Genomic DNA, 20,839 nt, shown 5'->3' with positions numbered 1-20,839 from the left:
CTTATGTTCGTATTCATGGTCTTAGTAATACCAAACAGGAGGTTCCAAATATGTCTAAAAAAGTTATTTTTGATTACACTAAAGCGCTCTCCTTTGTAGGGCAGCACGAAATTGATTATTTTGCAGAGCCCATCAAGTTGGCTCATGAGCAACTGCACAATCAAACAGGTGTAGGTTCAGATTTCTTGGGTTGGATTGACCTGCCTACCAATTATGATAAAGAAGAATTTGCGCGCATCCAAAAGGCTGCTGCTAAAATTCAAAGCGATTCCGAGGTATTGATTGTAATCGGTATTGGCGGTTCTTACCTTGGAGCACGTGCTGCGATTGAAATGCTGTCGCATTCTTTCTACAATGCGCTGCCTAAAGATCAACGCAAGGGTCCAGCTATCTATTTTGCAGGCAACAACATCAGCTCTACATATGTGAATCATCTGTTGGAACTGATTGAAGGAAAAGACTTCTCTGTGAATGTCATCTCCAAATCAGGTACAACAACCGAGCCAGCTATCGCTTTCCGCGTATTCCGTGCGGCTCTGGAGAAAAAATATGGTAAAGAAGAAGCGCGCAAACGTATTTACGCTACAACGGATAAAGAACGTGGCGCTCTGAAAAAGCTCGCTAACGAGGAAGGCTATGAATCCTTCATTATTCCTGATGATGTGGGTGGCCGTTACTCCGTGCTGACAGCAGTAGGCTTGTTGCCGATTGCTACAGCAGGCATCAACATCGAAGAAATGATGCAAGGTGCAGCAGACGCTTCCAAAGAATACAGCAACCCGAATGTAGCTGAGAACGAGGCTTACCAATATGCAGCCGTTCGTAACGCTTTGTACCGCAAAGGTAAAGCAATTGAAATTCTCGTAAACTATGAGCCGTCTTTGCATTTCGTATCCGAGTGGTGGAAACAGCTGTACGGAGAAAGCGAAGGCAAGGATTATAAAGGTATTTATCCAGCTTCTGTTGACTTCTCGACAGACCTGCACTCTATGGGACAATTCATTCAGGAAGGCAGCCGTAACATTTTCGAAACGGTAATCCAAGTAGAAAATGTACCTAGTCACATCACCATTGAAGCAGATGAGGATGATCTGGATGGACTGAATTTCCTGGCAGGCAAAACAGTGGATTTTGTAAACAAAAAAGCATTCCAAGGTACATTGCTGGCTCACACAGACGGACAAGTACCAAACCTGATTGTAAATATTCCTGACTTGAGCCCTTACTCCTTTGGCTACCTTGCTTATTTCTTCGAAAAGGCTTGCGGTATCAGCGGCTACCTGTTGGGCGTAAATCCGTTCGATCAACCGGGGGTAGAAGCTTACAAAAAGAACATGTTTGCGCTGCTCGGCAAACCGGGCTTCGAAAAAGAAAAAGCTGAGCTTGAAGCTAGATTGTCTGAATAAGGGAACTATAATTTCTAATTCGAAACAGGCTTTCGGTCTGAAGCATTATAGTGTATAGCATCAATTAAGTACAGGAAAGCAGTTCGCCAGCTGCCAGAAGCGGGGAACTGCTTTCTTGTAAAATGAAGTAAGGAAGGTTATACGTGTATGTTGGAACAATACCGAACCGTACGCGGTGCCGGCAACAAGGAAATTGTAATCCGAAAATCCCGTTTTATCGGCCATATTCAGCCTGTTCAAACTGAGGAAGAAGCAGTTGCTTTTATAGAACGCATCAAAAAAGAGCATTGGAATGCTACCCATAATTGTTCGGCCTATATGATTGGGGAAAGAGACGAAATCCAAAAGCAATCGGATGACGGAGAACCGAGCGGGACGGCGGGTAAGCCCATTTTGGAGGTCATCCGCAATCAGAAACTGAAAAATGTCGCTATTGTGGTTACCCGTTACTTTGGCGGGATTTTGCTGGGAGCAGGCGGACTGATTCGCGCGTACTCAGATGGTGCTGTTGCAGCTATCGAGGCAGGGGATGCGATTACACGTGTGTTGCATCGTGAAGTTTTTGTGGAATTGGATTATACTTGGTTGGGCAAAGTGGAAAATGAATTACGCAATCGCAGCATCCGTACCGGAGAAACGATGTTTACGGATAAAGTTACCTTAACCTGTCTGCCGCTGGCTGGTGATGCGGAATCCTTCTGCAACTGGATAACCGACTTGACACAGGGACAATCGCTTGTGTCGGAGGGAGAGCAGCTTTACTTTATTGAAGGGGAATAAATAATATGGCTAGAAGAGCAGTAGAACAGGAGTTGTCAAGAGGGCGGATTCTGGAAGCGGCCAGGCACTTGTTTATCACCAAGGGCTACCGTGCGATTTCAATGCGCAGCATTGGCCAGCATCTGGGTTACAGTCATGGTTCGTTATACTATCATTTTAAAGAGAAGGCTGAACTGTTCTACGCCATTGTGATTGAAGATTTCAATACATTGCGTGGGATTCTACTGCAAGCAGCAACAGGCACGCCTGATGATGGCTTGAGCAGATTGGAGTACCTGATGCTGGAATATATCCGTTTTGGCTTGGAAAATCCATATCAGTACGAAATTATGTTCATGATGCACGATGAAGAGCTCTTTGCATACTGTCGGACAGAGCAAAACCGTTGTGTGGAATTATTTGCGTCTATGATTCGCCAGGAATTGAATGGTCAGGGACATTCGGAGGAAGAATGCTCAAGAGTACCGAAAAGTCTGTTTTTATCCATGCATGGCTTTGTGTCATTTTATATTCAGGACGGTTTAACATTTGAAGAGATCAGGCCCGCTGCTTTAGCACATGTAAAGCTGCTGTGCAGACACCTATGAGCGTACCTGCATTCATACGCTTCAGCCATGAACATGTAGGGCGCTTTTTTGGGTGTTTGCACTTCATGACGGTGACTTATCATTACGGTACTTTGCGAAAGCGACTAAGAATTTAACAGACGATGATGTATCCAGAGGGAGAACATCATCGTCTGTTTTTTTGCATGCCTCCGTCAGCCCTTCATAATTTTCACATGGTATTGGCGTCTGCGTGGGCCGTCGAATTCACAAAAATAAAGACCCTGCCATCGTCCAAGCAACAGCTTTCCATCATGAATGATAACTGTTTGTGATGGGCCTGTAGTAATGGATTTTAGGTGGGATGCCGTATTTCCCTCCATATGACGATATTGGGGATGTTCCCAGGGATAAACCTCATCCAGCCTTAAAATGACATCATGTTTGACATCTGGGTCGGCATTTTCATTAATGGCGATGCCGGCTGTCGTGTGTGGACAATAAATTAGAGCTGTTCCTTGCTGCACCCCGCTTTTTTCGATGAGTGCTGCAACCTCACGCGTAATATCACGCATTTCATCTCGCCGTGTCGTAGATAATTCAAAAGTATGCAACATAAATCCATCTCCTTTCTATGTATTACTTTACCCTTTTCATTCTTAAGATAATATATAGAGTTGACGAAAATTACTTTCCTTTGATAAAGTATCACATAAGAAAAACAAAGTAAGTTTATTGGAATAATTGAATGTTTTCAAATGAGGTGCGTGCTTTGCGATAAGCAAGGCTGCTGCTGTTCCTGAACTGGTCCAGAAGCGGAAAGGAAGTGTACGGATATGCATGTGGAAGTAAGAGGATTAAACAAGCATTTCGGTAATTTTCATGCGGTAAAGGACGTATCTTTTGATATTCAGACGGGTCATCTTATTGGTTTGCTCGGTCCAAGTGGCGGGGGGAAAACCTCCATTCTTCGCATTTTGGCGGGGCTGGAGCAACCGGATGCAGGAGAGATCCGCTTTCACGGAAAAAGGGTAAACGAGCTGACACCACAGGAGCGTGGAATCGGATTTGTATTTCAAAACTATGCTTTGTTCAAGCATATGAGCGTGTACGACAATATTGCCTTTGGTTTGAAAGTGAAAAAAAGCTCCAAAGCCCGCATCAAGGAAAGGGTCACTGAGCTGGTCGAACTCACGGGGCTCAAAGGTTTTGAGCATCGTTATCCGCATCAGTTGTCAGGTGGACAGCGACAGCGGGTTGCTTTTGCGCGTGCTTTGGCACCGGAGCCTCAACTACTGCTGCTGGATGAGCCATTTGCGGCTATTGACGCGAAGATTCGTCAGGAGCTGCGCACCTGGTTGCGAGAGTTGATTGAGCGAGTGGGCATTACCTCTATTTTCGTCACCCATGATCAGGACGAGGCGATTGAAGTAGCGGATGAGATTATGGTGATTAATCAAGGACGGCTGGAGCAGAAGGGAACGCCTTGGGATATTTATAAAAAACCGGGGACCCCGTTTGTGGCTTCCTTTATTGGGGAATCCACGGTGATTGAACAGGCGGCTAGTCTCAGAGGCTTCGAGGAAGCTGCTGGAGTGGGAACACGTGCCTTGATTCGCCCTGAATACATTGATGTCGGACCGAGTGAGGAATTTGCGCTCCTGTCGGCAACCGAGGAAGGCATTGTGAAGCATTTACATTTTCGTGGGAGTGAATGGATGGTTGAAGTCCAGGTCGGGGATCAGCGTCTCATGACATACCGTTCATTGGAAAAGTCTACACTGGAACCTGGTCAGCAGGTGCGAGTGTTGGTGCATCGGGCCTATCTATATAATGAGGAATCCAGCTGGATGGTGGAAAACCGACTGAAGGAAGACCCCATGCCTATTATCATTTGAAAATAAAAAGATCACATATAAGGGGGGTGTCTGGCCTGTTTTACGGCTTTGGACATGCTCCTTTTGTCGTTGGTCGCTGGGGTGATTTACGCAGGCTTGATATGTTCGTTATAATAGGAGTAAAAACACCCAGATAGATAGGAGTTAAATCATGAATCGGCTTATTTTTCTTGGCACAGGGGATGCAATGGGGGTTCCGCGTGTATATTGTGATTGTCTCGTGTGCACAGAGGCCCGCACGATAGGAACGAATGTAAGGTTGAGATCGTCTGTGCTGATCGAAAGCGAGACAGAGGATTTTATGATTGATTGTGGCCCCGACTGGCGTAGACAGTTAGAATTGCGCAGTTTGCGTTTTATCCCTACGATCCTCGTGACACATGCACATTTTGATCATATTGGAGGATTGCCAGAATGGGCGGATGCCTGTCGCTGGACCGGTAATAGAGGGCGCTTGTTCGCTCCACAGGAAGTGATCGACACGATCTTACGTCAATTTTCCTGGCTCCCTGGAAACCTGGATCTTATTCCAGTAGATCAGGGAGTCCAACTTGGCGGGTGGAACATCCGAGGATGGCGTGTGAATCACGGGAAGAACGGATATGCTTACGCATATCGTTTGGAAAAAGACGGCTTCTCATGGGCCTACTGTTCGGATTCGATTGGACTGAATGAGGCGGAAATTTTACCTTTACATAATCTGAATTTACTCGTGCTGGGGACGAGCTTTTACCATGAGGAAGCGGAGTATACCACCCGCTCAGTATATGACATGCTGGAGGCTCAGGAACTTGTAGGAAGACTGAAGCCCGGAAGCACGGTGTTTACACATATGTCCCATGATGTGGATATCACATACAACTACGGGTTGCTGGAAGGGATCAGTTTGGCACATACAGGCATGAGTTTGCCGTTAGAATAACGATGGTTTTACCTTTACATCGTTCGACTGATGCGTAGAAGTGTGGAGATCCCTTCTTTAATTTGCAGCTCATTGGCGTAAGAATAGGACAACCGTATATGCGTTTTACCCTCTGCACCGATGGGATCAAATACATTGCCTGGGACAAAGGAAACGGACTCTTGTATACTTTTGGCAAGCAGCTCATTAGGTTGTATCGTAGAAGGTAGCTGGAGCCACAGGTTGAGTCCTCCCGCCGGGCTGGTCCATGTCCAGCCGGAATCGCGGAGACTGGTCTCCATCGTTTCCTTACGAATCTGGAGCGCAATACATAGCTTTTTAATATGCTGCTGCATACGTGGGGATTGAAAGTATTGTAAAAACAGCTTTTGATTCAGCAGCGGCGATCCGTTGTCCACTAGCGCTTTGACGCTCAGTAGACTGTCCATGAGCTGAGGCCTACAGGTTACGGCTGCGATTCGCAGACCGGGTGCGACATATTTGCTGTAGCTGCGAATATAGACGACGCTCCCCGAGATATCATAGGAGAAAATCGGAGAAGGCGGCTTTTGCCCAAAGCTGATATCATAGGTGCTGTCATCCTCGACAATAAGACAGCCGTAGCGCTCGGCCAGTTCGGGCAGACGTTTGCGCTGCTCATCGGGGATCGTAAAGCCGGTCGGATTGTGAAAGGTCGGATTCACATAAAAGAGACGCGGTTTTTCCGTTTTCAGGCACCATTCAATCTGATCCATATCATAACCTTCTGGCCGTATATCAGTTACAGTTAGGCGGGCGCCTTGTCTACGGAATATTTCCATGGCGGGACCATAGACCGGACGTTCGATTAATACACGGTCTCCTGTACGGATCAGAGATCGGGAAACCAAATCGATGGCTTGCTGTGCGCCGGAGGTAATCAGTACTTCGTCCGTTGATACTGCAAAATGCTTATCTGTGCTAAAATGCTGCGCCATGGCATCACGAAGCTCAGCGTCTCCTTGTACAGAAGAATAGGTAGCTGCGATTTTTGGATGCTTTTCAAACACCTGCATCATTAATTCTCTCCAGTATCGGTTAGGCAGGAGAGAGGGATCAATCAGGGCCTTGGAAAATTGGAAGTCTGCGTTCACGGCATGAACCTGGGTGAGTCCATCCAGCCCCCTCCAGACGGAAACAGACGGGTCGTCTGCCATGTAAGTGGATTCCGATTGGAAGATCCGCTTTGTGGATGATCGTTCCGAATAGGCAGTACATATTCCCAATTCTGCTGCATGGGAAGCATGAGCGTAATATCCCGATTTATCTTTTACATAGATGCGTCCTTGTTGCTTTAACTCCTGATATGCCCGGAATACGGTTAACCGATGCACACCCAGCTCCTGAGCCAGACTTCGCACCGACGGCAATTTAACGTCTGCTGGCCAGTCCCCGCGCTCAATCCGCACATTTACGTAATGGACGACCTGCTCATACAGCTTTAAGCTCGGATCGGCCGAGTTATTTTCTGTTGAAAACAATAATTCGCTGTTAACCTTGCCCATGCTGTCCACGCTCCTTTGTGTGTATTGTACTATACAGCACTTCAAAAACGTATACAACTGTTCTGTGGTTGCCCATCTGTTCTGTATGTCTCCTTGTATGCTTGTGAGTAACAGAAGGGAGAGGGAAGTATCATGATTGGCATCGCCTTTACAGTTATGTGTCTTATTTTTGGCACCACATTTTTGGCTATCAAAGTGGGAGTGGAGGCCGGACTTCCGCCGTTCTTATCGGCAGGAGCACGTTTTATGACAGCAGGGGCGATCTTGTTTATTGCGATGAGGCTGTCGGGAAAGGTTCGGTGGTCGTTGTTATGGCGTAAGGAAATGCTGCTGATTGGCACGGGAACGACCTTCGGCACATTCTCAACACTGTATTGGGCAGAGCAATATGTCAGCTCGGGGATCGGCGCTATTTTGTCAGCCACCGGACCGATGATGATTGTACTGATGCAGTCTGCAATACTGCGGCAAAAAACGACGAGAATTACGCTCATGGGCTGTATAATCAGCTTTCTCGGGGTCGTGCTGGTGGTATTGCCCGGCTTAGCGGTTCAAATCAGCGGCCTGTGGTTGGCAGGTTGCATAGCCATTTTGCTGGGTGAGCTATGCTATTCGGGTGGAGCCCTGTATTCCAAGCGAGTTATGGATGCATTTCGTGATACGAATCCGATTGCCTTAAATGCAGCTCAAATGTTCCATGGTGGTTGGATGCTGCTAGTACTGTCGGCTTTCACTGAGCCTTGGAATTCTGAGGGATGGAATCTGCTGCCTGCCATAGGCTCTCTGTTTTATTTGATCCTGTTTGGCTCCATGATTGCGCAAACACTATTTTACTGGCTTATGGCGCGTACGAATCCATTGTTTCCGACCACATGGCTCTACATTTCACCACCAATTGCTGTAGGCCTGGGTGCTTTTTTGTATGGAGAACATGTAAGCTGGTGGATGCTGGCAGGGGTGCTGCTCATTGTGACCGGGTTGATGTGTATGAATAACGGAATCATCCGTCTGGTGAACAGACGCAAAGTACGCTCTGCTGCCTGATATTTCGAAGTTGTTAGAATATGATGTAATATGATAGAAAAAGCCTCCAAACTGCCGTATATTACTAAACATGCGGCGTTTGGAGGCTTTGTTGTTGTAATACTTTATTTAAGTATTATGGGTACAGTCAGTTTCTGCTTATTCAATATTGAGTACAAATTTGTCGATGGCATGCTTTACACCGTCTTCGTTATTACTGCGAGTAATGTAATCAGCCAGCTTTTTTAAATCAGGAATCGCATTCTCCATCGCTATGCCAAGACCGGCACATTCCAGCATTTCATGGTCATTCCAAGAGTCGCCGATCGCAATGGTCTCCGACAGATCACAGCCAAAATGGTTTGCAAGGAAGGCAAGAGCGTGGCCCTTGGTGCCTTCATGATGCATAATTTCCAGGAAATGAGGCTTGGATTTTGTAATATGCACTTCACTGCCAAGCAATTCGCGAAGTTCGGGAATTAATTCGTCCAACACTTCCGGCTCGTCGATAATCAGCAATTTAGGAGCTGGTTGCTCTATAACTTTACTGAACACAGGCTCTACAAAATATTCCGTGTTGTTCAGCTCGGTGTAATCTTTAATTTTTTGATTATCTTCACGAGTGTACAATTTGTCATCTATATACGTTTGCAAATGCAGATTGCGTTCCACGCAGAATTCATACAGACGACGTGCAGCTACGAGTGGAACATAACGCTCATACAGCACGTTTTCGTCCAGCAGGTTTTTAACCAAAGCTCCTTGGTACGTAATGATCGGTACGTTCAACCCCGTTTGGCGTGCAATTTTGTGCGCGGAGGCATAAGCTCGTCCAGTAGCGAGAGTAACCACCACACCTTTAGCTACAGCAGCTTCCAATGCCTGTTGTGTCGCTGGAGTAACTTCTTTCTGGTCATTAATGAGAGTATCATCAATATCAATGGCAATTAATTTATACATATCGGTATTCTCTCCTTTATCTCTATCATGGGGCAATATTAAAATTGTATCTTATAATATTCAAAATGACAATATCGCATTGAAAAAGGGACGACGCCCATAAGAGCCTGTCCCCTTATAACCACTGAAGTATTGGCTTGAAACCATGGAAAAAAGTAACGCTTAGTCTTCCAGAAATACAAGTCCAACAAAGTCGTCCAGTTCAATATTACCAAAGTAATGCTTCAAATCGAGAGAGGATAAGGCTTGACGGACCTCACCTTCATCATAACGCTTGCCACGCAGGATATTTTCAATATCAGCGACATCACCTACACCGAAGAAATCCCCGTAGATTTTAATATCACGGATGTAGCCTTCCTTCAGATCCATGCGGATATCTATAATACCGACCGGGAATTTACGTGTGTGCTTGATATTGCTCTCAGGGGATAGACCATAGTTCCAATCCCACGATTGATAGCGTTCTTTGGAAATTTCATGGATTTTAGCCCAATCCGCATCGGTGAGCTTATATTGAGGCACCTGATCCAATTCTGAACCAAAGATGGACCGCAGCAGTTCCTCGCGAAATTGTTCTATGGTCATCTCACGGTCCATCAGTTCGCTGATGTTAGCCACGCGGCTACGGACGGATTTTGTGCTTTTGGATTTGAATTTTTCGGGATTGGCGTGCAGCGATGCAGCCACATTGTCCAGATTCAGGTTGAACATCAATGTACCATGGCTGAACATACGTCCACGTGTGGCAAATTGAGCATTTCCTGAAATTTTACGTTCTCCGACTTGCAGATCGTTGCGTCCCGTCATTTCGGCTTCTACTCCCATTTGGTGGAGGGCGTCAATCACAGGTTGCGTAAATTTGAGGAAATTATGAAAGGACTCCCCGTTATCCTTGGTAATGAAGCTGAAATTTAAGTTACCGAGATCATGATATACAGCCCCGCCGCCGGACAGGCGACGAACGACTTGAATATTGTTGTCTCTCACAAACTCAGCATTGATTTCTTCAACGGTGTTTTGATGCTTGCCTATAATAATAGAAGGCTGATTAATGTAAAACAGCAGATAGCTGTCGTCCAGCGGTAAATGCTTGAGCGCGTATTCCTCAATAGCAAGATTAATGGCTGGATCGTGTATGCCCTGGTTGTCGATGAACAGCATGTCCATTCCTCCGTATATACAAACTGTGTATTTTATGTGTGCCTCCCCCTATTGTAACCCAAGTGAGCCATGTACAAAAGCTCATTTGCATTGACGGGACGCGAAAAGCAGCCTCATAATGGAGCTAAATGATTGAAAACGGGCGGAAAGGATATGAGGCAATGATAGAGGTTTACGGTCATGGCGGGGACAGGGAAACGGCTGCCGCGACATTTGGCGGAGCTGCGGCGGATTTTGTGGATTTTAGTGCGAATATTAATCCGCTCGGCCCGCCACCGGAGGTGCTTGAGGCACTGCGAAGCTCATTGGACACGGTGATTCGCTATCCAGACCCTGGACACCGCCACTTTAAAAATATGCTGGCACGGCGGCTGCACGTTCCACCGGAGTCGCTGAGCATCGGTAACGGCGCTGCTGAAAGCATGGCGCTGCTGCTATTGGGCCTGGCTCCCAAGCGTGTGGGCACAGTGGAGCCGTGTTTTTCGGAATATGCCGAGCTGGCTGGCAAATTTGGAGCCGAGATCCACCGGGTATACGGGAAGGCTTCGCTTCAATGGAAGGCAGACGTGGAGGACATCCTTCAGCTCATGAAGCAGGTAGATGTACTGTTCCTTGGGCAACCGAATAATCCGAACGGTGTGCAATATGGCGTGCAGGAGCTATACGAACTGGCAGAAGCGGCTGGCAGAACGGGTACCGTGCTGGTGGTGGATGAAGCCTTTATTGATTTTATCCCACTGGAACGACAAGTCTCATTATTGCCTGTGCTGGATCGCTATCCTCATGTGATTTTGATCCGATCGATGACCAAATTTTATGCCATTCCTGGCTTGCGATTGGGCTATGCGATTGCTCATCCGGACTATATCCGGCAAATGACGGCCAAACAGGTGACCTGGAGTGTTAATGGATTGGCGTTGCTGGCTGGAGAGGCGTGTCTGAGAAGTGGGCAAGCTTATGAGCGCCGCACACAGGAACTGATTGCGACGGAGCGCAGTCGCTTGCTGACTGCCTTAGCGGAATGGGGCTGCGGTGTCGTTCCCGGCGAAGCCAATTACGTGCTAGCAAGGGCGCCGGGAACGTGGAGTTCATCGGCTATTCAGCAGGCGCTTGGACAACGTGGGATTCTTATACGTAGCTGTGCCATGTATCCGGGGCTGTCGGCGAGCCATTTTCGAATTGCAGTCAAGGACGCCGAAGCCAATAATATGCTGCTGTCTGCACTCAGTGAAGTGTTGGAGGAGGAGCGGCGTGATCGTTAGCTTGGTTATCATGGCAGCCTATTTGCTGGACAGGCTAATCGGCGATCCGAGATGGTTGCCACATCCAGTCATCGGGATGGGACATGCCATTTCAGCATTGGAAAAAGCGATTCGTCGTAAGGTCCGCAGTGACCGGGGATTGAAACGTGCGGGTATACTGCTTCCACTCATTGTGGCAGGAGGCTCCTTTGGGCTTGCTTGGGGGCTATTGTGTGTGCTTGCCTGGATTCACCCATGGTTGTCTGTCGTCGTAGAAATTGTTCTGGTTGCAACCACAATTGCTTCCAAAGGACTAAAGGACGCAGGGATGGCCGTATACCGAGCGTTGCAGGCGAATGACCTGACTGTGGCACGTCGGGAGCTAGGCATGATTGTCGGGAGGGATACGCAGCAGCTTGACGAGCCTGAAATTGTACGCGGTACCGTCGAAACAGTCGCTGAAAATATCGTGGACGCCATTATTTCCCCGCTTTTTTATGCCCTGATCGGGGGAGCCCCCTTGGCACTGGCATATCGTGCCGTAAATACGCTCGACTCAATGGTTGGCTACAAAAATGAAAAGTACCTGCATTTAGGCTGGGCCTCGGCACGTCTGGACGATGTAGCTAACTACATTCCGGCTCGCCTGACAGCAGTTATGCTTGTGATAGCGGCGTGGTTGTATCGGCTGGATGCTGCAAGAAGCTGGCGCACAGTCAAGCGGGATGCCCGTCTGCACCCAAGCCCGAACAGCGGCTTCCCCGAATCAGCAGTGGCAGGTGCCTTGGGGATTCGTCTCGGTGGCTACAACGTGTATCACGGCGTACGCTCCTTTCGGGCATATATGGGCGAAGAGATACGACCACTGGAGTCGAAGGATATCCGGCATACCATCCGGCTGATGTTCGCCGTATCCACTATGTTTGTAGGGTTGTGTTTGTTGGGAGCTGCGGGGTGTTTTGCCTTGGGATGGATGCGGTGAGGAGTGACATTATTTTGAAACAAAATACAGAAGGGAAAAGAGTGCGAGAATGTGCACTAAGTCCGAACCCACAACAGGATAGTGAGCCGAATGATGCTAAAGAAGATCTGCAGTGGGACATGGAGCTCGTGCTAGTTCGTCATGGCACAACCTCATGGAATAAGGAACGTCGATATCTGGGACATGCCGATTTGAGTTTGCTGTCTGGAGCAGAGCAGGAATTAAAGCCTTTGCGGGAAAAATTGCAGGGCCAGTCCTTTGCTCAAATCTATTGCAGTGACTTGATGCGATGTCGCCAGACCTTGCAGATCATTTTGCCGGAGTCAGCATTGACGACTGAACGTTCCCTATCTGCTATGCCTCCCATGATGGAACCACGTCTGCGAGAACTTCACTTTGGCGAGTGGGATGGAAAAACGTATGACATGCTTAAGGATGTGGCGTTGTATCGCGCTTGGATTGATGAGCCGCAACGAATCACCCCGCCTGGAGGAGAGTCTTGGGTCCATTTTGTGAATCGTCTGCGTGAATTCCTTGACTCTCTGTTTGCGTGGCGCATTGCTTTGAAGGTTCAGCCAATAGAGTCGAATGCTGCACCGCCCTCTGTTTTGGTTGTCACGCATGGTGGAGTAATTCGCCAATTGGTTTGTATGCTGATACCAGGTCATGATTTTTGGAGTCTGAATCCAAAACCGGGAGAAGCGATTAGGCTTCAGTTAAGGCTGGCAGGACTGCACAATTGTATAGCAAAATTGCTTTTTCACTAGGGTAGTTGTGGCGAATCAAGCAGCTGTTTGGGTTGTAAGCTAACTCTTTTTAACCTATAATCATCAAGTAAAAGAACGGCTTGACTACACTACATCAAATATCCAGCAGACGAGGTCGGCGCCGTGTGAGGGAACTTGCTTTTCTTCATTGCGCTGTTAAAAGGGAAGTCGGTGTGAGTCCGACGCGGTCCCGCCACTGTAAATGGAAACATGCTCATTAGCCCTGTTACATGTGCCGCCAAGCATGTGAAAGAATATCAGGGCATGCCTCTTCCATAAGTCAGGATACCTGCCCGTCCGCCTGTCACCATAATCCTTCGAGGAAAGGATGACGTGTTCGCAGTGACTGTCCATGCGGAAAGAAGCTGCCCGCCTGCGCACGATCTGTGCTAACGTGACCCCTGTATCCTGATATGAGGATGCGGGGGTTTTTGATAGGAAAAGAAGGCTGGAATGAGGAAAATATCGGATGATGTTCAAGTAACGCTCTTAACGATTTTTGTATGAAGGGGTGCAAATCATGGCAGGCAAAAAAATAAAGGTATGGACAACAGGTCTATTGGCGCTGATATTGGCAGTTGTGCTGAGTGCATGTGGCGCGAATGGAAAAAATGTAGAAAATAAAGAGGGCCAAGCTTCTTCACAGCAGCCGGGACAGACCGTGACCGCACAAGAGCCTCCGGGCAAAACGGTTTACCCGCTAACGGTTAAGGATGCAACAGGACAGGAATTTACATTTAAAAAGGCACCGGACAAGATCGTTTCCGTCTCCCCGGCAGAAACCGAGGCGTTGTTCGCTATCGGATTGGATAAGGAAATTGTTGGTGTATCCGACTACTCTGATTACCCGGAGGCAGCTACGAAAAAGCCTAAAGTGGGCGGTATTATGAAACCGAACGAAGAGGCGATCATTGCTGCGAACCCTGATGTCGTTTTTGCAGGAATTTCACTTAGTGAACAGGCTACGACTAAGCTGCGTGACATGGGAATTATGATTTTTAAAACGGAACCGAAGACCGTTGAAGATGTCATAGCTAACATCGAATTGTATGGGAAAATCACCGATCATCAGAAAGAAGCGAGAGCGGTGACCGACAAGATGAGAGCAGATGTAGCGGAAGTGAAAGAAGGAGTTAAAAATATCGGCAAAGGGCAGAAGCTACGGGTATACGTCGAATTTTCACCAGGCTGGACAGTGGGTAAAGGCGAGTTTATGGACGAACTGATCACATTGGCGGGCGGCGAAAACGTGGGTGCCACGCAGAAGGGCTGGTACCAAATCAGTGAGGAAAATATTATAGCTGCCAACCCTGACGTGATTTTATACAGCAAAAGTGTGAAGGATGACAAAACAGGCCAGTCCCTCGGCGATATCATAAAAGCTCGTAGTGGATGGGATCAAATATCGGCTGTTCGTAACAATCGTGTATTTGCCGTGGATGATAATTTGATTAGCCGTCCAGGTCCACGCGTAACAGAAGGACTCAAGGAAGTAGCCAAGGGCGTGTACCCTGAAATTTTCAAATGAACCGTAGACTGATCGGTTTTGGGGGGACTGGTCTTGTCTTGCTGCTGCTGACGCTGCTGCTCTGTCTTGGCATCAGCTCGGTCAGTCTTCCGGTCAGCCAGATCACAGGTATTTTGATCAACCACCTACCGTGGTTAGGTGATACGTTTACACCGGATTGGAATACATCTGCAGAGCAGATTATTTTGAAGGTGAGACTGCCACGGGTGTTACTGGGAATGTTGGTTGGAGCAGCGCTGGCGCTGGCGGGAGCCGGATTTCAGGGTGTGCTGCGTAATCCTTTGGCTGATCCGTATACACTGGGAGTGTCTTCGGGAGCTTCGGTAGGAGCGGCAGTGCTGATTTATTGGGGGCTTCAATTTTCATTTGTGGGTATATGGACCCTTCCGCTAGTCGCATTTATAACCGGCATGCTGACGCTGTGGATGGTGTTGACGTTGGCGCGTGAAGGTGGGAAAATTCCGACCCAAAGCCTCATTTTATCAGGTGTGGTGATGCAATTTTTTGGGGGAGCCATTGTTTCTTTTCTGACAGCCATGTCGAAGGAAACAGTCAATGAAATATTGTACTGGACGTTGGGAAGTCTTAGTCTGCGAGGTTGGTCATATACGGGAATTCTGTTACCTTACGTGATCGTTGGGCTGGTGTTTCTATGGAACCGGGCACGGGTGCTGAATATTCTGGCTTTGGGTGAACGTCAAGCGGCTCATATGGGGGTTCATGTAGATGCGACGAAGCTATCTGTCCTGATCATATCTACCTTGCTGACAGCTGCCGCTGTCTCAGTATGCGGAGTCATTGGCTTTGTCGGACTCGTTGTACCACATATCATTCGTCTGGTGACAGGTCCTGATTACCGGATGATCGTTCCGTTGTCTGCACTGGGTGGAGCTATTTTTATGGCTTGGGCAGATACGGCAGCTCGTACGCTGTTAGCCCCGACGGAAATTCCTTTGGGCGTGATGACAGCCTTTGTGGGAGCACCGTTCTTCGCATATCTCCTGTACCGGAACAAGAAGCTACGCAGGGGGGATCTGCTGTGACCGAACAAAGTGAATTACTGAAGGCGCGTGATCAAGCGTTAGAAATAGCAGGTCTTACCCGTGCTTATGGAGAGTTTGATGTGTTGAAGAATATTAGCTGGAACGTAGACGAAGGAGCTTGGTGGGGGATCATTGGTCCGAATGGGAGTGGTAAATCGACGTTGCTGCATCTGCTTTCTGGCGTAGATCAGCCGACTTCTGGAAGTGTTCATATCTATGGCAAAAAGGTCGGTAGCTACAGCAGAAAAGAGCTTTCCCGACTTGTAGCCGTACTCCAGCAGGAGGGCATTCCTCCAGTGAGATACACCGTCAGGGAAGTTATAGAAATGGGGCGGTTTCCTCATCAGGACTGGCTAGGCAGGGAAAAGGGAGTTGATGTGGAGGCGATTACGGAACGGGTCCTAGCGCGATTGAGTCTAACTTCACTGGCCGACAGAACATTGGACCGCTTGAGTGGAGGACAGCGACAGCGTGTAGCATTAGCAAAGGTGATGGTACAGGAGCCACAGGTATTGCTGCTGGACGAACCTACGACCTATCTGGATTTGCGCTATCAGCTTGAATTTATGGAGTTGCTGGCAGAATGGCGCCAAGAAACGGGCGTGACAATCATTGCTGTCCTGCATGATCTTAATTTGGCGGCACAGTTTTGCGATAATTTGCTTGTACTTAAGGATGGAATGGTTGAAGGATTGGGTACTTCATCGGATTTGCTAACAGAGGACCGGATTCGTCGTGTATATGGTGTTGAGCCTGTGATGCTTCCGCATCCCGATAGCGGTGTGCCGCAGCTCTTGCTGCGCAGAAGCGCTGCGTCTACAGCAGACCAATAGGAGAATGGGAACATACTAAAAAAAGATCAGGGAGTGGAAGATATGAGCGACAAGCTGCGTCAGCTGATCGATAGCATTGCCCAGCCGGATGGAGTGGCGGCTTCGGCAGCTTCAGCACATTTGGACCAATTAACGAAGCCACCTGGAAGTCTTGGAAAGCTGGAGAGTTTGGCCATCCAGTTAGCAGGAATTACTGGTGTGGACAAGCCTGAATTTGATCGTAAAACGGTGATGGTCATGGCTGCGGATCATGGGGTGTGTGAAGAGGGAGTTAGCGCCTTTCCAGCTGAGGTTACGCAGCAAATGCTGTATAACATGCTGTCAGGCGGCGCAGCAATTAATGTGCTGGCACGTCATGCGGGCGCTGATGTCCAGGTAGTAGATGTTGGCGTGAATGCGGATGTCTCTCACCCGAGTTTGGTGAATCGTAAGGTGCGCATGGGCACTTCGAATATGGCTAAAGGGCCAGCCATGCTGCGTACGGAAGCGGAACAAGCAGTTTTGGCCGGAGCTGAAGCTGTAGCAGAAGCGGTTAAAGGTGGCACACGGCTATTCGTTACCGGAGAGCTGGGCATTGGAAATACGACAGCCAGTGCTGCTGTTGTATGTGCGCTCACCGGGCTTGAGCCGGAAGTTATCGTAGGCCGGGGGACGGGTGTAGATTCGGTGGGTCTTACCCGTAAAATAGCCGTTGTCTGCCGCGCATTGGATGTGAATCAGCCGGATGCCAATGACGCGCTGGACGTGCTGACCAAGGTCGGCGGTCTGGAGATTGCCGCCCTGGCAGGCGTCATCCTCGGCGCAGCCGCACATCGCTGTCCAGTGGTGCTGGACGGCTTTATTTCCGGCGCGGCTGCTCTCGCTGCACGCGCGCTTGCGCCTGCAAGCGCGGCGTACATGCTTGCTTCGCACGCCTCGGACGAGCGCGGACATTCAGCGGTGCTTCGCCAGCTCAAGCTGGAGCCCATGCTCCATCTGGACATGCGGCTCGGGGAGGGCACGGGCGGTGCGCTGAGCTTGCACCTGATTGATGCGGCGTGCCGCATTATGCGCGAAATGGCGACCTTTGCCGATGCAGGTGTATCGGACGGTCAGGGAGCCGCGCAGCGATGAAGGCGCTCGTGACCGGCGGGGCACGCAGCGGAAAAAGCGGCTTTGCCGAGCGATTATGCATGGCGCGCGCGCCGCGCGCCTGCTACATTGCAACGGCCCAAGCCTATGATGTGGAGATGAAGAAGCGCATCGCCCTTCATCGGCTCCAGCGCGATTCTGCCGGGTATGACTGGCAGACGCTGGAGGAAGCGCAGGCGCTGCCGGAGCTGCTGCGGCGGCTTGGCGACGCTCAAGCGTCGCAGCCTGCGTCTATGGTGCTGGTCGACTGCCTGACCCTGTGGCTGTCGAACGTACTGCTGGCCGCAGGCGAGGACGGTGAAACTGTCGCCAGAGCCGCCATGGATGAACTGGCAACAGCTGTGGAGCAGTATCCGGGATCGCTCGTCATCGTAACCAATGAGGTCGGTGACGGTATTGTACCAGAATATCCGCTTGGAAGGCTGTACCGGGATTTGAGCGGGATTATGAATCAGCGGATTGCCCGTCTTTGTGATGAAGTTTTTTTAGTAACGGCGGGCATCCCCGTAGAACTTAAACAGTTGGAATATAAGCTATGAGCAGTGAACGTCAGGCTGTTGCTGCGGCTTTTCAATTTTTATCCCGTCTACCGGTCAAGGCGGAGCTGGATTTTTCCCCGGAGTTGCTGAAACGCAGTACAAGCTATTATCCGCTGGTTGGATTGGTTATTGCCATTATCGTTTGGAGCTTTGCGGCGTTTACGGCTATGGTGCTGCCACCAGTGCCATGTGCGATTCTTACCCTTGCTGTCTGGGTGTGGTTGACGGGCGGACTGCATCTGGACGGGTGGATGGATGCGGCTGATGCCTTGTTTAGCTACAGGTCCCGTGAACGGATGCTGGAAATTATGAAGGATAGCCGTGTAGGAGCAATGGGTGTTATTGCTTGTGTGCTGCTACTCATGCTCAAGGCTTCTTTGTTGTATACCGTGCTGGTTGAGCGAAATGCGTCCGGCTTGCTGATACTTCCGATGGTTTGGAGCCGTTGGTTTATGGTACATGCGATGAGGCGCTGGCCTAAAGCCCGTAACGATGATGGGCTGGCGGCGCGTTTTGCTGATATGAACGGTAAACGTGTCGGACTGGCCGTATTCTGGGCAGTATTAGTGACGCTATGCGCTGCTGCAGGGCAATATATCTTTGCAGGTTTAGCTACAGTAACAGAGGAAGCAGGGGGCCTATCGTTAGCAGGGGCATACTTACAGATGCATCTTTCGAATTCTGGGTCTTTTCCAATCTGGCTAGGATTTGCATTGCTTCCGCTTTTGGCCTACGGAGCTGGAACCTTTGTTGCAAACCGTATTAACCGCCGCCTTGGGGACTTACGGGGGATATATACGGAGCTTTGAACGAATTGCTGGAGACGGTTTTGTTGCTGTTTATTGTCATTTTGTACGGGTTGTGATCAAATTTGAAATGAATTCGTTAAAGGGGAAGAGGCAATTGTCAACTTTCGAACCGTCCCGCACGAACCCGGCAGCTATATTGATGCTTCAAGGAACAGCGTCGGATGTGGGCAAAAGCGTAGTAACGACTGCACTGTGCCGGATCTTTCTGCAGGACGGCTATCGTCCCGCACCGTTTAAGTCACAAAATATGGCGTTAAACTCTTATGTTACTGAGGACGGCAAGGAAATTGGACGTGCTCAGGGTGTGCAGGCCGAAGCCTGTGGTATTGAGGCGACGACCGATATGAATCCAATTCTGATTAAGCCGGTCAAGGACATGCACTCACAAATTGTTGTACACGGTGTACCTTATGCCTATATGAGCGCCTCTGATTACCGAAAGGATTTTTTGCCACAAGCCAAGCATACCGTTATGGATGCGCTGAATCGGCTGCGTGATACCTATGATATTGTGCTTATGGAAGGGGCGGGCAGCCCAGCAGAGATTAATTTAAAGGACCGCGATATTGTAAATATGAACCTTGCAGGCTGGGCGGATGCTCCAGTATTGCTGGTTTCGGATATTGACCGGGGCGGTGTCTTTGCCTCTCTGGTAGGGACTATCGAATTGCTGGAACCCCATGAAGTACAGCGTATCCGTGGATTTATCATTAACAAATTCAGAGGCGATTTGTCCCTGCTTCAACCGGGATTAGACTGGCTGGAAGAACGGACAGGTATTCCTGTACTCGGTGTACTGCCCTATTTACCGGACATTCGCATTGAAGCAGAGGATTCGGTCGTACTGGACAAGAAGCCTAAGCAGTCAACAAAAGATAAAGAATTAGATATAGCGGTGATACGCTATCCGCGTATTTCCAACTTTACGGACACGGATGCTTTGGCTGCAGAGCCTGACGTGAGTGTACGTTATGTCACAGAGGCCGGACAATTGGGCGTACCGGACGCTATTATCTTACCGGGAACCAAAGACACCATCGGAGACCTGCTGGAATTGCGTGAAAGAGGGCTGGAGGAAGACATTCGAGAGGCCATGAAGACGGGACGCACACAACTGGTTGGTATTTGTGGGGGCTATCAGATGCTGGGCACAGCGCTATTTGACCCCGATGCCGTCGAATCTGGGTTGCCGCAGCAGGCAGATGGATTAGGATGGCTAGCTCTATCCACGACCTTCTTAAAGGAAAAGCAAACCGTGCGTGTTCAAGGAACCCTGTCTAATCATTGCCCGCTTTTGCTAAGCGCTGCACCTGATTCAGATTCTGCCGCCAAGCCAATCATTGAAGGTTATGAAATACATATGGGTGTTACGGAGTATGTCACGGAACCACATGTATCTATAGACAGGACTCCAGACTCAACGAATATGAAAACATTATTCCAGATTAAGCGTGGGGAAGGGGCCGCCTTTGAGGAAGGTTGGGGCACGATTGACGGTAAGGTATGGGGAACCTACTTGCATGGTGTGTTTGATAATGACCGTTTTCGCCGGTCCTGGTTGGATGGATTGCGACAAGCCAAGGGCTTGGCAGCTTTAGATAGCACTTTTACTGTACGTGAAGCCAAGGAACAAGAGTTTGACCGTGTCGCAGAGGTGGTACGCGCTCATTTAGATATGGAGCAAGTTTATCGCATTCTGGGGATGGATTCATAAACTTCTTCATGGAAGATCCTTTAAATCGCTT

Annotated in this window: 19 protein-coding genes, 1 pseudogene and 1 riboswitch; of the genes and pseudogenes, 16 read left to right on the top strand and 4 right to left on the bottom strand. The window is 49.0% G+C overall.

Annotated features, from left to right (window positions below; translation table 11 throughout):
* Positions 1-50 precede the first annotated feature (50 nt).
* The 3 genes from G7035_RS01580 (at position 51) to G7035_RS01570 (ending at position 2,773) form a co-directional block, all read left to right on the top strand.
* Positions 51-1,406, top strand: coding sequence for a glucose-6-phosphate isomerase (locus tag G7035_RS01580; RefSeq protein ID WP_013369975.1), 1,356 nt, complete (start codon positions 51-53; stop codon positions 1,404-1,406).
* A gap of 147 nt (positions 1,407-1,553) precedes the next feature.
* A complete protein-coding gene (locus tag G7035_RS01575) occupies positions 1,554-2,186 on the top strand; it encodes a YigZ family protein (protein ID WP_013369976.1) in 633 nt (210 codons plus the stop codon).
* Between the two features lie 5 nt (positions 2,187-2,191).
* Positions 2,192-2,773, top strand: a complete 582-nt coding sequence (locus G7035_RS01570) for a TetR/AcrR family transcriptional regulator (protein ID WP_016820670.1) — start codon at positions 2,192-2,194, stop codon at positions 2,771-2,773.
* 173 nt (positions 2,774-2,946) lie between these two features.
* On the opposite strand, the gene G7035_RS01565 is transcribed toward G7035_RS01570, so the two are convergent.
* Entirely contained in the window at positions 2,947-3,348 is a 402-nt protein-coding gene (locus tag G7035_RS01565; protein WP_013369978.1) for a secondary thiamine-phosphate synthase enzyme YjbQ, read from the bottom strand.
* 219 nt (positions 3,349-3,567) lie between these two features.
* On the opposite strand from G7035_RS01565, the gene G7035_RS01560 reads away from it, so the two are divergent.
* Together G7035_RS01560 and G7035_RS01555 are read left to right on the top strand one after the other, a co-directional pair.
* Positions 3,568-4,629, top strand: a complete 1,062-nt coding sequence (locus tag G7035_RS01560; protein WP_019686589.1) for a sulfate/molybdate ABC transporter ATP-binding protein — start codon at positions 3,568-3,570, stop codon at positions 4,627-4,629.
* 151 nt (positions 4,630-4,780) lie between these two features.
* Entirely contained in the window at positions 4,781-5,551 is a 771-nt protein-coding gene (locus tag G7035_RS01555) for an MBL fold metallo-hydrolase (protein WP_019686590.1), read from the top strand.
* Positions 5,552-5,565: 14 nt separating this feature from the next.
* Here G7035_RS01555 and G7035_RS01550 read toward each other — a convergent pair whose 3' ends face one another.
* Positions 5,566-7,074: an aminotransferase-like domain-containing protein gene (locus tag G7035_RS01550; protein WP_016820667.1), complete on the bottom strand. Its 1,509-nt coding sequence runs from the start codon at positions 7,072-7,074 to the stop codon at positions 5,566-5,568.
* A gap of 132 nt (positions 7,075-7,206) precedes the next feature.
* Between G7035_RS01550 and G7035_RS01545 the strand changes: the two genes are divergently transcribed.
* Complete coding sequence (locus tag G7035_RS01545; protein ID WP_019686591.1) at positions 7,207-8,118, top strand: DMT family transporter; 912 nt, start codon at positions 7,207-7,209, stop codon at positions 8,116-8,118.
* Positions 8,119-8,256: 138 nt separating this feature from the next.
* Here the strand turns inward: G7035_RS01545 and G7035_RS01540 are convergent, their stop codons facing one another.
* Positions 8,257-9,057, bottom strand: coding sequence for a Cof-type HAD-IIB family hydrolase (locus G7035_RS01540; protein ID WP_019686592.1), 801 nt, complete (start codon positions 9,055-9,057; stop codon positions 8,257-8,259).
* A 162-nt stretch (positions 9,058-9,219) separates the two neighbouring features.
* Positions 9,220-10,221, bottom strand: a complete 1,002-nt coding sequence (gene lplA, locus G7035_RS01535) for a lipoate--protein ligase (RefSeq protein WP_016820664.1) — start codon at positions 10,219-10,221, stop codon at positions 9,220-9,222.
* A gap of 161 nt (positions 10,222-10,382) precedes the next feature.
* Between lplA and cobD the strand changes: the two genes are divergently transcribed.
* The 10 genes and pseudogenes from cobD (at position 10,383) to G7035_RS01485 (ending at position 20,808) form a co-directional block, all read left to right on the top strand.
* The gene (cobD, locus tag G7035_RS01530) at positions 10,383-11,483 is read left to right on the top strand and encodes a threonine-phosphate decarboxylase CobD (RefSeq protein ID WP_029514925.1); all 1,101 of its coding nucleotides are present in this window, start codon (positions 10,383-10,385) and stop codon (positions 11,481-11,483) included.
* Complete coding sequence (gene cbiB / locus G7035_RS01525; protein ID WP_019686594.1) at positions 11,473-12,444, top strand: adenosylcobinamide-phosphate synthase CbiB; 972 nt, start codon at positions 11,473-11,475, stop codon at positions 12,442-12,444. The genes cobD and cbiB overlap by 11 nt, the downstream gene beginning before the upstream one ends.
* A 14-nt stretch (positions 12,445-12,458) precedes the next feature.
* On the top strand, positions 12,459-13,211 hold the full coding sequence (locus G7035_RS01520; protein ID WP_019686595.1) for a histidine phosphatase family protein: 753 nt from the start codon (positions 12,459-12,461) through the stop codon (positions 13,209-13,211).
* Between the two features lie 95 nt (positions 13,212-13,306).
* A riboswitch (cobalamin riboswitch) is annotated at positions 13,307-13,522 on the top strand.
* 209 nt (positions 13,523-13,731) lie between these two features.
* Positions 13,732-14,739, top strand: coding sequence for an ABC transporter substrate-binding protein (locus G7035_RS01515; RefSeq protein WP_019686596.1), 1,008 nt, complete (start codon positions 13,732-13,734; stop codon positions 14,737-14,739).
* Positions 14,736-15,782, top strand: coding sequence for a FecCD family ABC transporter permease (locus G7035_RS01510; protein ID WP_019686597.1), 1,047 nt, complete (start codon positions 14,736-14,738; stop codon positions 15,780-15,782). The genes G7035_RS01515 and G7035_RS01510 overlap by 4 nt, the downstream gene beginning before the upstream one ends.
* Positions 15,779-16,615 carry an ABC transporter ATP-binding protein gene (locus tag G7035_RS01505; protein ID WP_019686598.1) on the top strand — a complete coding sequence of 279 codons (837 nt, stop codon included), beginning with the start codon at positions 15,779-15,781 and terminating at the stop codon, positions 16,613-16,615. Before G7035_RS01510 ends, G7035_RS01505 begins: the two co-directional genes overlap by 4 nt.
* Positions 16,616-16,657: 42 nt before the next feature.
* Positions 16,658-17,728, top strand: coding sequence for a nicotinate-nucleotide--dimethylbenzimidazole phosphoribosyltransferase (gene cobT / locus G7035_RS01500; RefSeq protein WP_019686599.1), 1,071 nt, complete (start codon positions 16,658-16,660; stop codon positions 17,726-17,728).
* Positions 17,725-18,285, top strand: coding sequence for a bifunctional adenosylcobinamide kinase/adenosylcobinamide-phosphate guanylyltransferase (cobU, locus tag G7035_RS01495; protein WP_019686600.1), 561 nt, complete (start codon positions 17,725-17,727; stop codon positions 18,283-18,285). Before cobT ends, cobU begins: the two co-directional genes overlap by 4 nt.
* Positions 18,282-19,150: pseudogene (gene cobS / locus G7035_RS01490) on the top strand (adenosylcobinamide-GDP ribazoletransferase). The gene cobU and the pseudogene cobS overlap by 4 nt, the downstream one beginning before the upstream one ends.
* A gap of 38 nt (positions 19,151-19,188) precedes the next feature.
* Positions 19,189-20,808: a cobyric acid synthase gene (locus G7035_RS01485; RefSeq protein WP_019686602.1), complete on the top strand. Its 1,620-nt coding sequence runs from the start codon at positions 19,189-19,191 to the stop codon at positions 20,806-20,808.
* The last annotated feature ends 31 nt before the right edge of the window (positions 20,809-20,839 follow it).

Source organism: Paenibacillus polymyxa, from assembly GCF_015710975.1.
GTDB classification, from domain to species: domain Bacteria; phylum Bacillota; class Bacilli; order Paenibacillales; family Paenibacillaceae; genus Paenibacillus; species Paenibacillus polymyxa.
This window is presented reverse-complemented; position numbering and strand designations above follow the sequence as displayed.

Excerpts from the sequence above, each read along its gene's own strand:
- G7035_RS01580 (WP_013369975.1), top strand. The coding sequence starts at position 51 with ATGTCTAAAAAAGTTATTTTTGATTACACTAAAGCGCTCTCCTTTGTA.
- G7035_RS01575 (WP_013369976.1), top strand. The coding sequence starts at position 1,554 with ATGTTGGAACAATACCGAACCGTACGCGGTGCCGGCAACAAGGAAATT.
- G7035_RS01570 (WP_016820670.1), top strand. The coding sequence starts at position 2,192 with ATGGCTAGAAGAGCAGTAGAACAGGAGTTGTCAAGAGGGCGGATTCTG.
- G7035_RS01565 (WP_013369978.1), bottom strand. The coding sequence starts at position 3,348 with ATGTTGCATACTTTTGAATTATCTACGACACGGCGAGATGAAATGCGT.
- G7035_RS01560 (WP_019686589.1), top strand. The coding sequence starts at position 3,568 with ATGCATGTGGAAGTAAGAGGATTAAACAAGCATTTCGGTAATTTTCAT.
- G7035_RS01555 (WP_019686590.1), top strand. The coding sequence starts at position 4,781 with ATGAATCGGCTTATTTTTCTTGGCACAGGGGATGCAATGGGGGTTCCG.
- G7035_RS01550 (WP_016820667.1), bottom strand. The coding sequence starts at position 7,074 with ATGGGCAAGGTTAACAGCGAATTATTGTTTTCAACAGAAAATAACTCG.
- G7035_RS01545 (WP_019686591.1), top strand. The coding sequence starts at position 7,207 with ATGATTGGCATCGCCTTTACAGTTATGTGTCTTATTTTTGGCACCACA.
- G7035_RS01540 (WP_019686592.1), bottom strand. The coding sequence starts at position 9,057 with ATGTATAAATTAATTGCCATTGATATTGATGATACTCTCATTAATGAC.
- lplA (WP_016820664.1), bottom strand. The coding sequence starts at position 10,221 with ATGCTGTTCATCGACAACCAGGGCATACACGATCCAGCCATTAATCTT.
- cobD (WP_029514925.1), top strand. The coding sequence starts at position 10,383 with ATGATAGAGGTTTACGGTCATGGCGGGGACAGGGAAACGGCTGCCGCG.
- G7035_RS01515 (WP_019686596.1), top strand. The coding sequence starts at position 13,732 with ATGGCAGGCAAAAAAATAAAGGTATGGACAACAGGTCTATTGGCGCTG.
- G7035_RS01510 (WP_019686597.1), top strand. The coding sequence starts at position 14,736 with ATGAACCGTAGACTGATCGGTTTTGGGGGGACTGGTCTTGTCTTGCTG.
- cobT (WP_019686599.1), top strand. The coding sequence starts at position 16,658 with ATGAGCGACAAGCTGCGTCAGCTGATCGATAGCATTGCCCAGCCGGAT.
- cobU (WP_019686600.1), top strand. The coding sequence starts at position 17,725 with ATGAAGGCGCTCGTGACCGGCGGGGCACGCAGCGGAAAAAGCGGCTTT.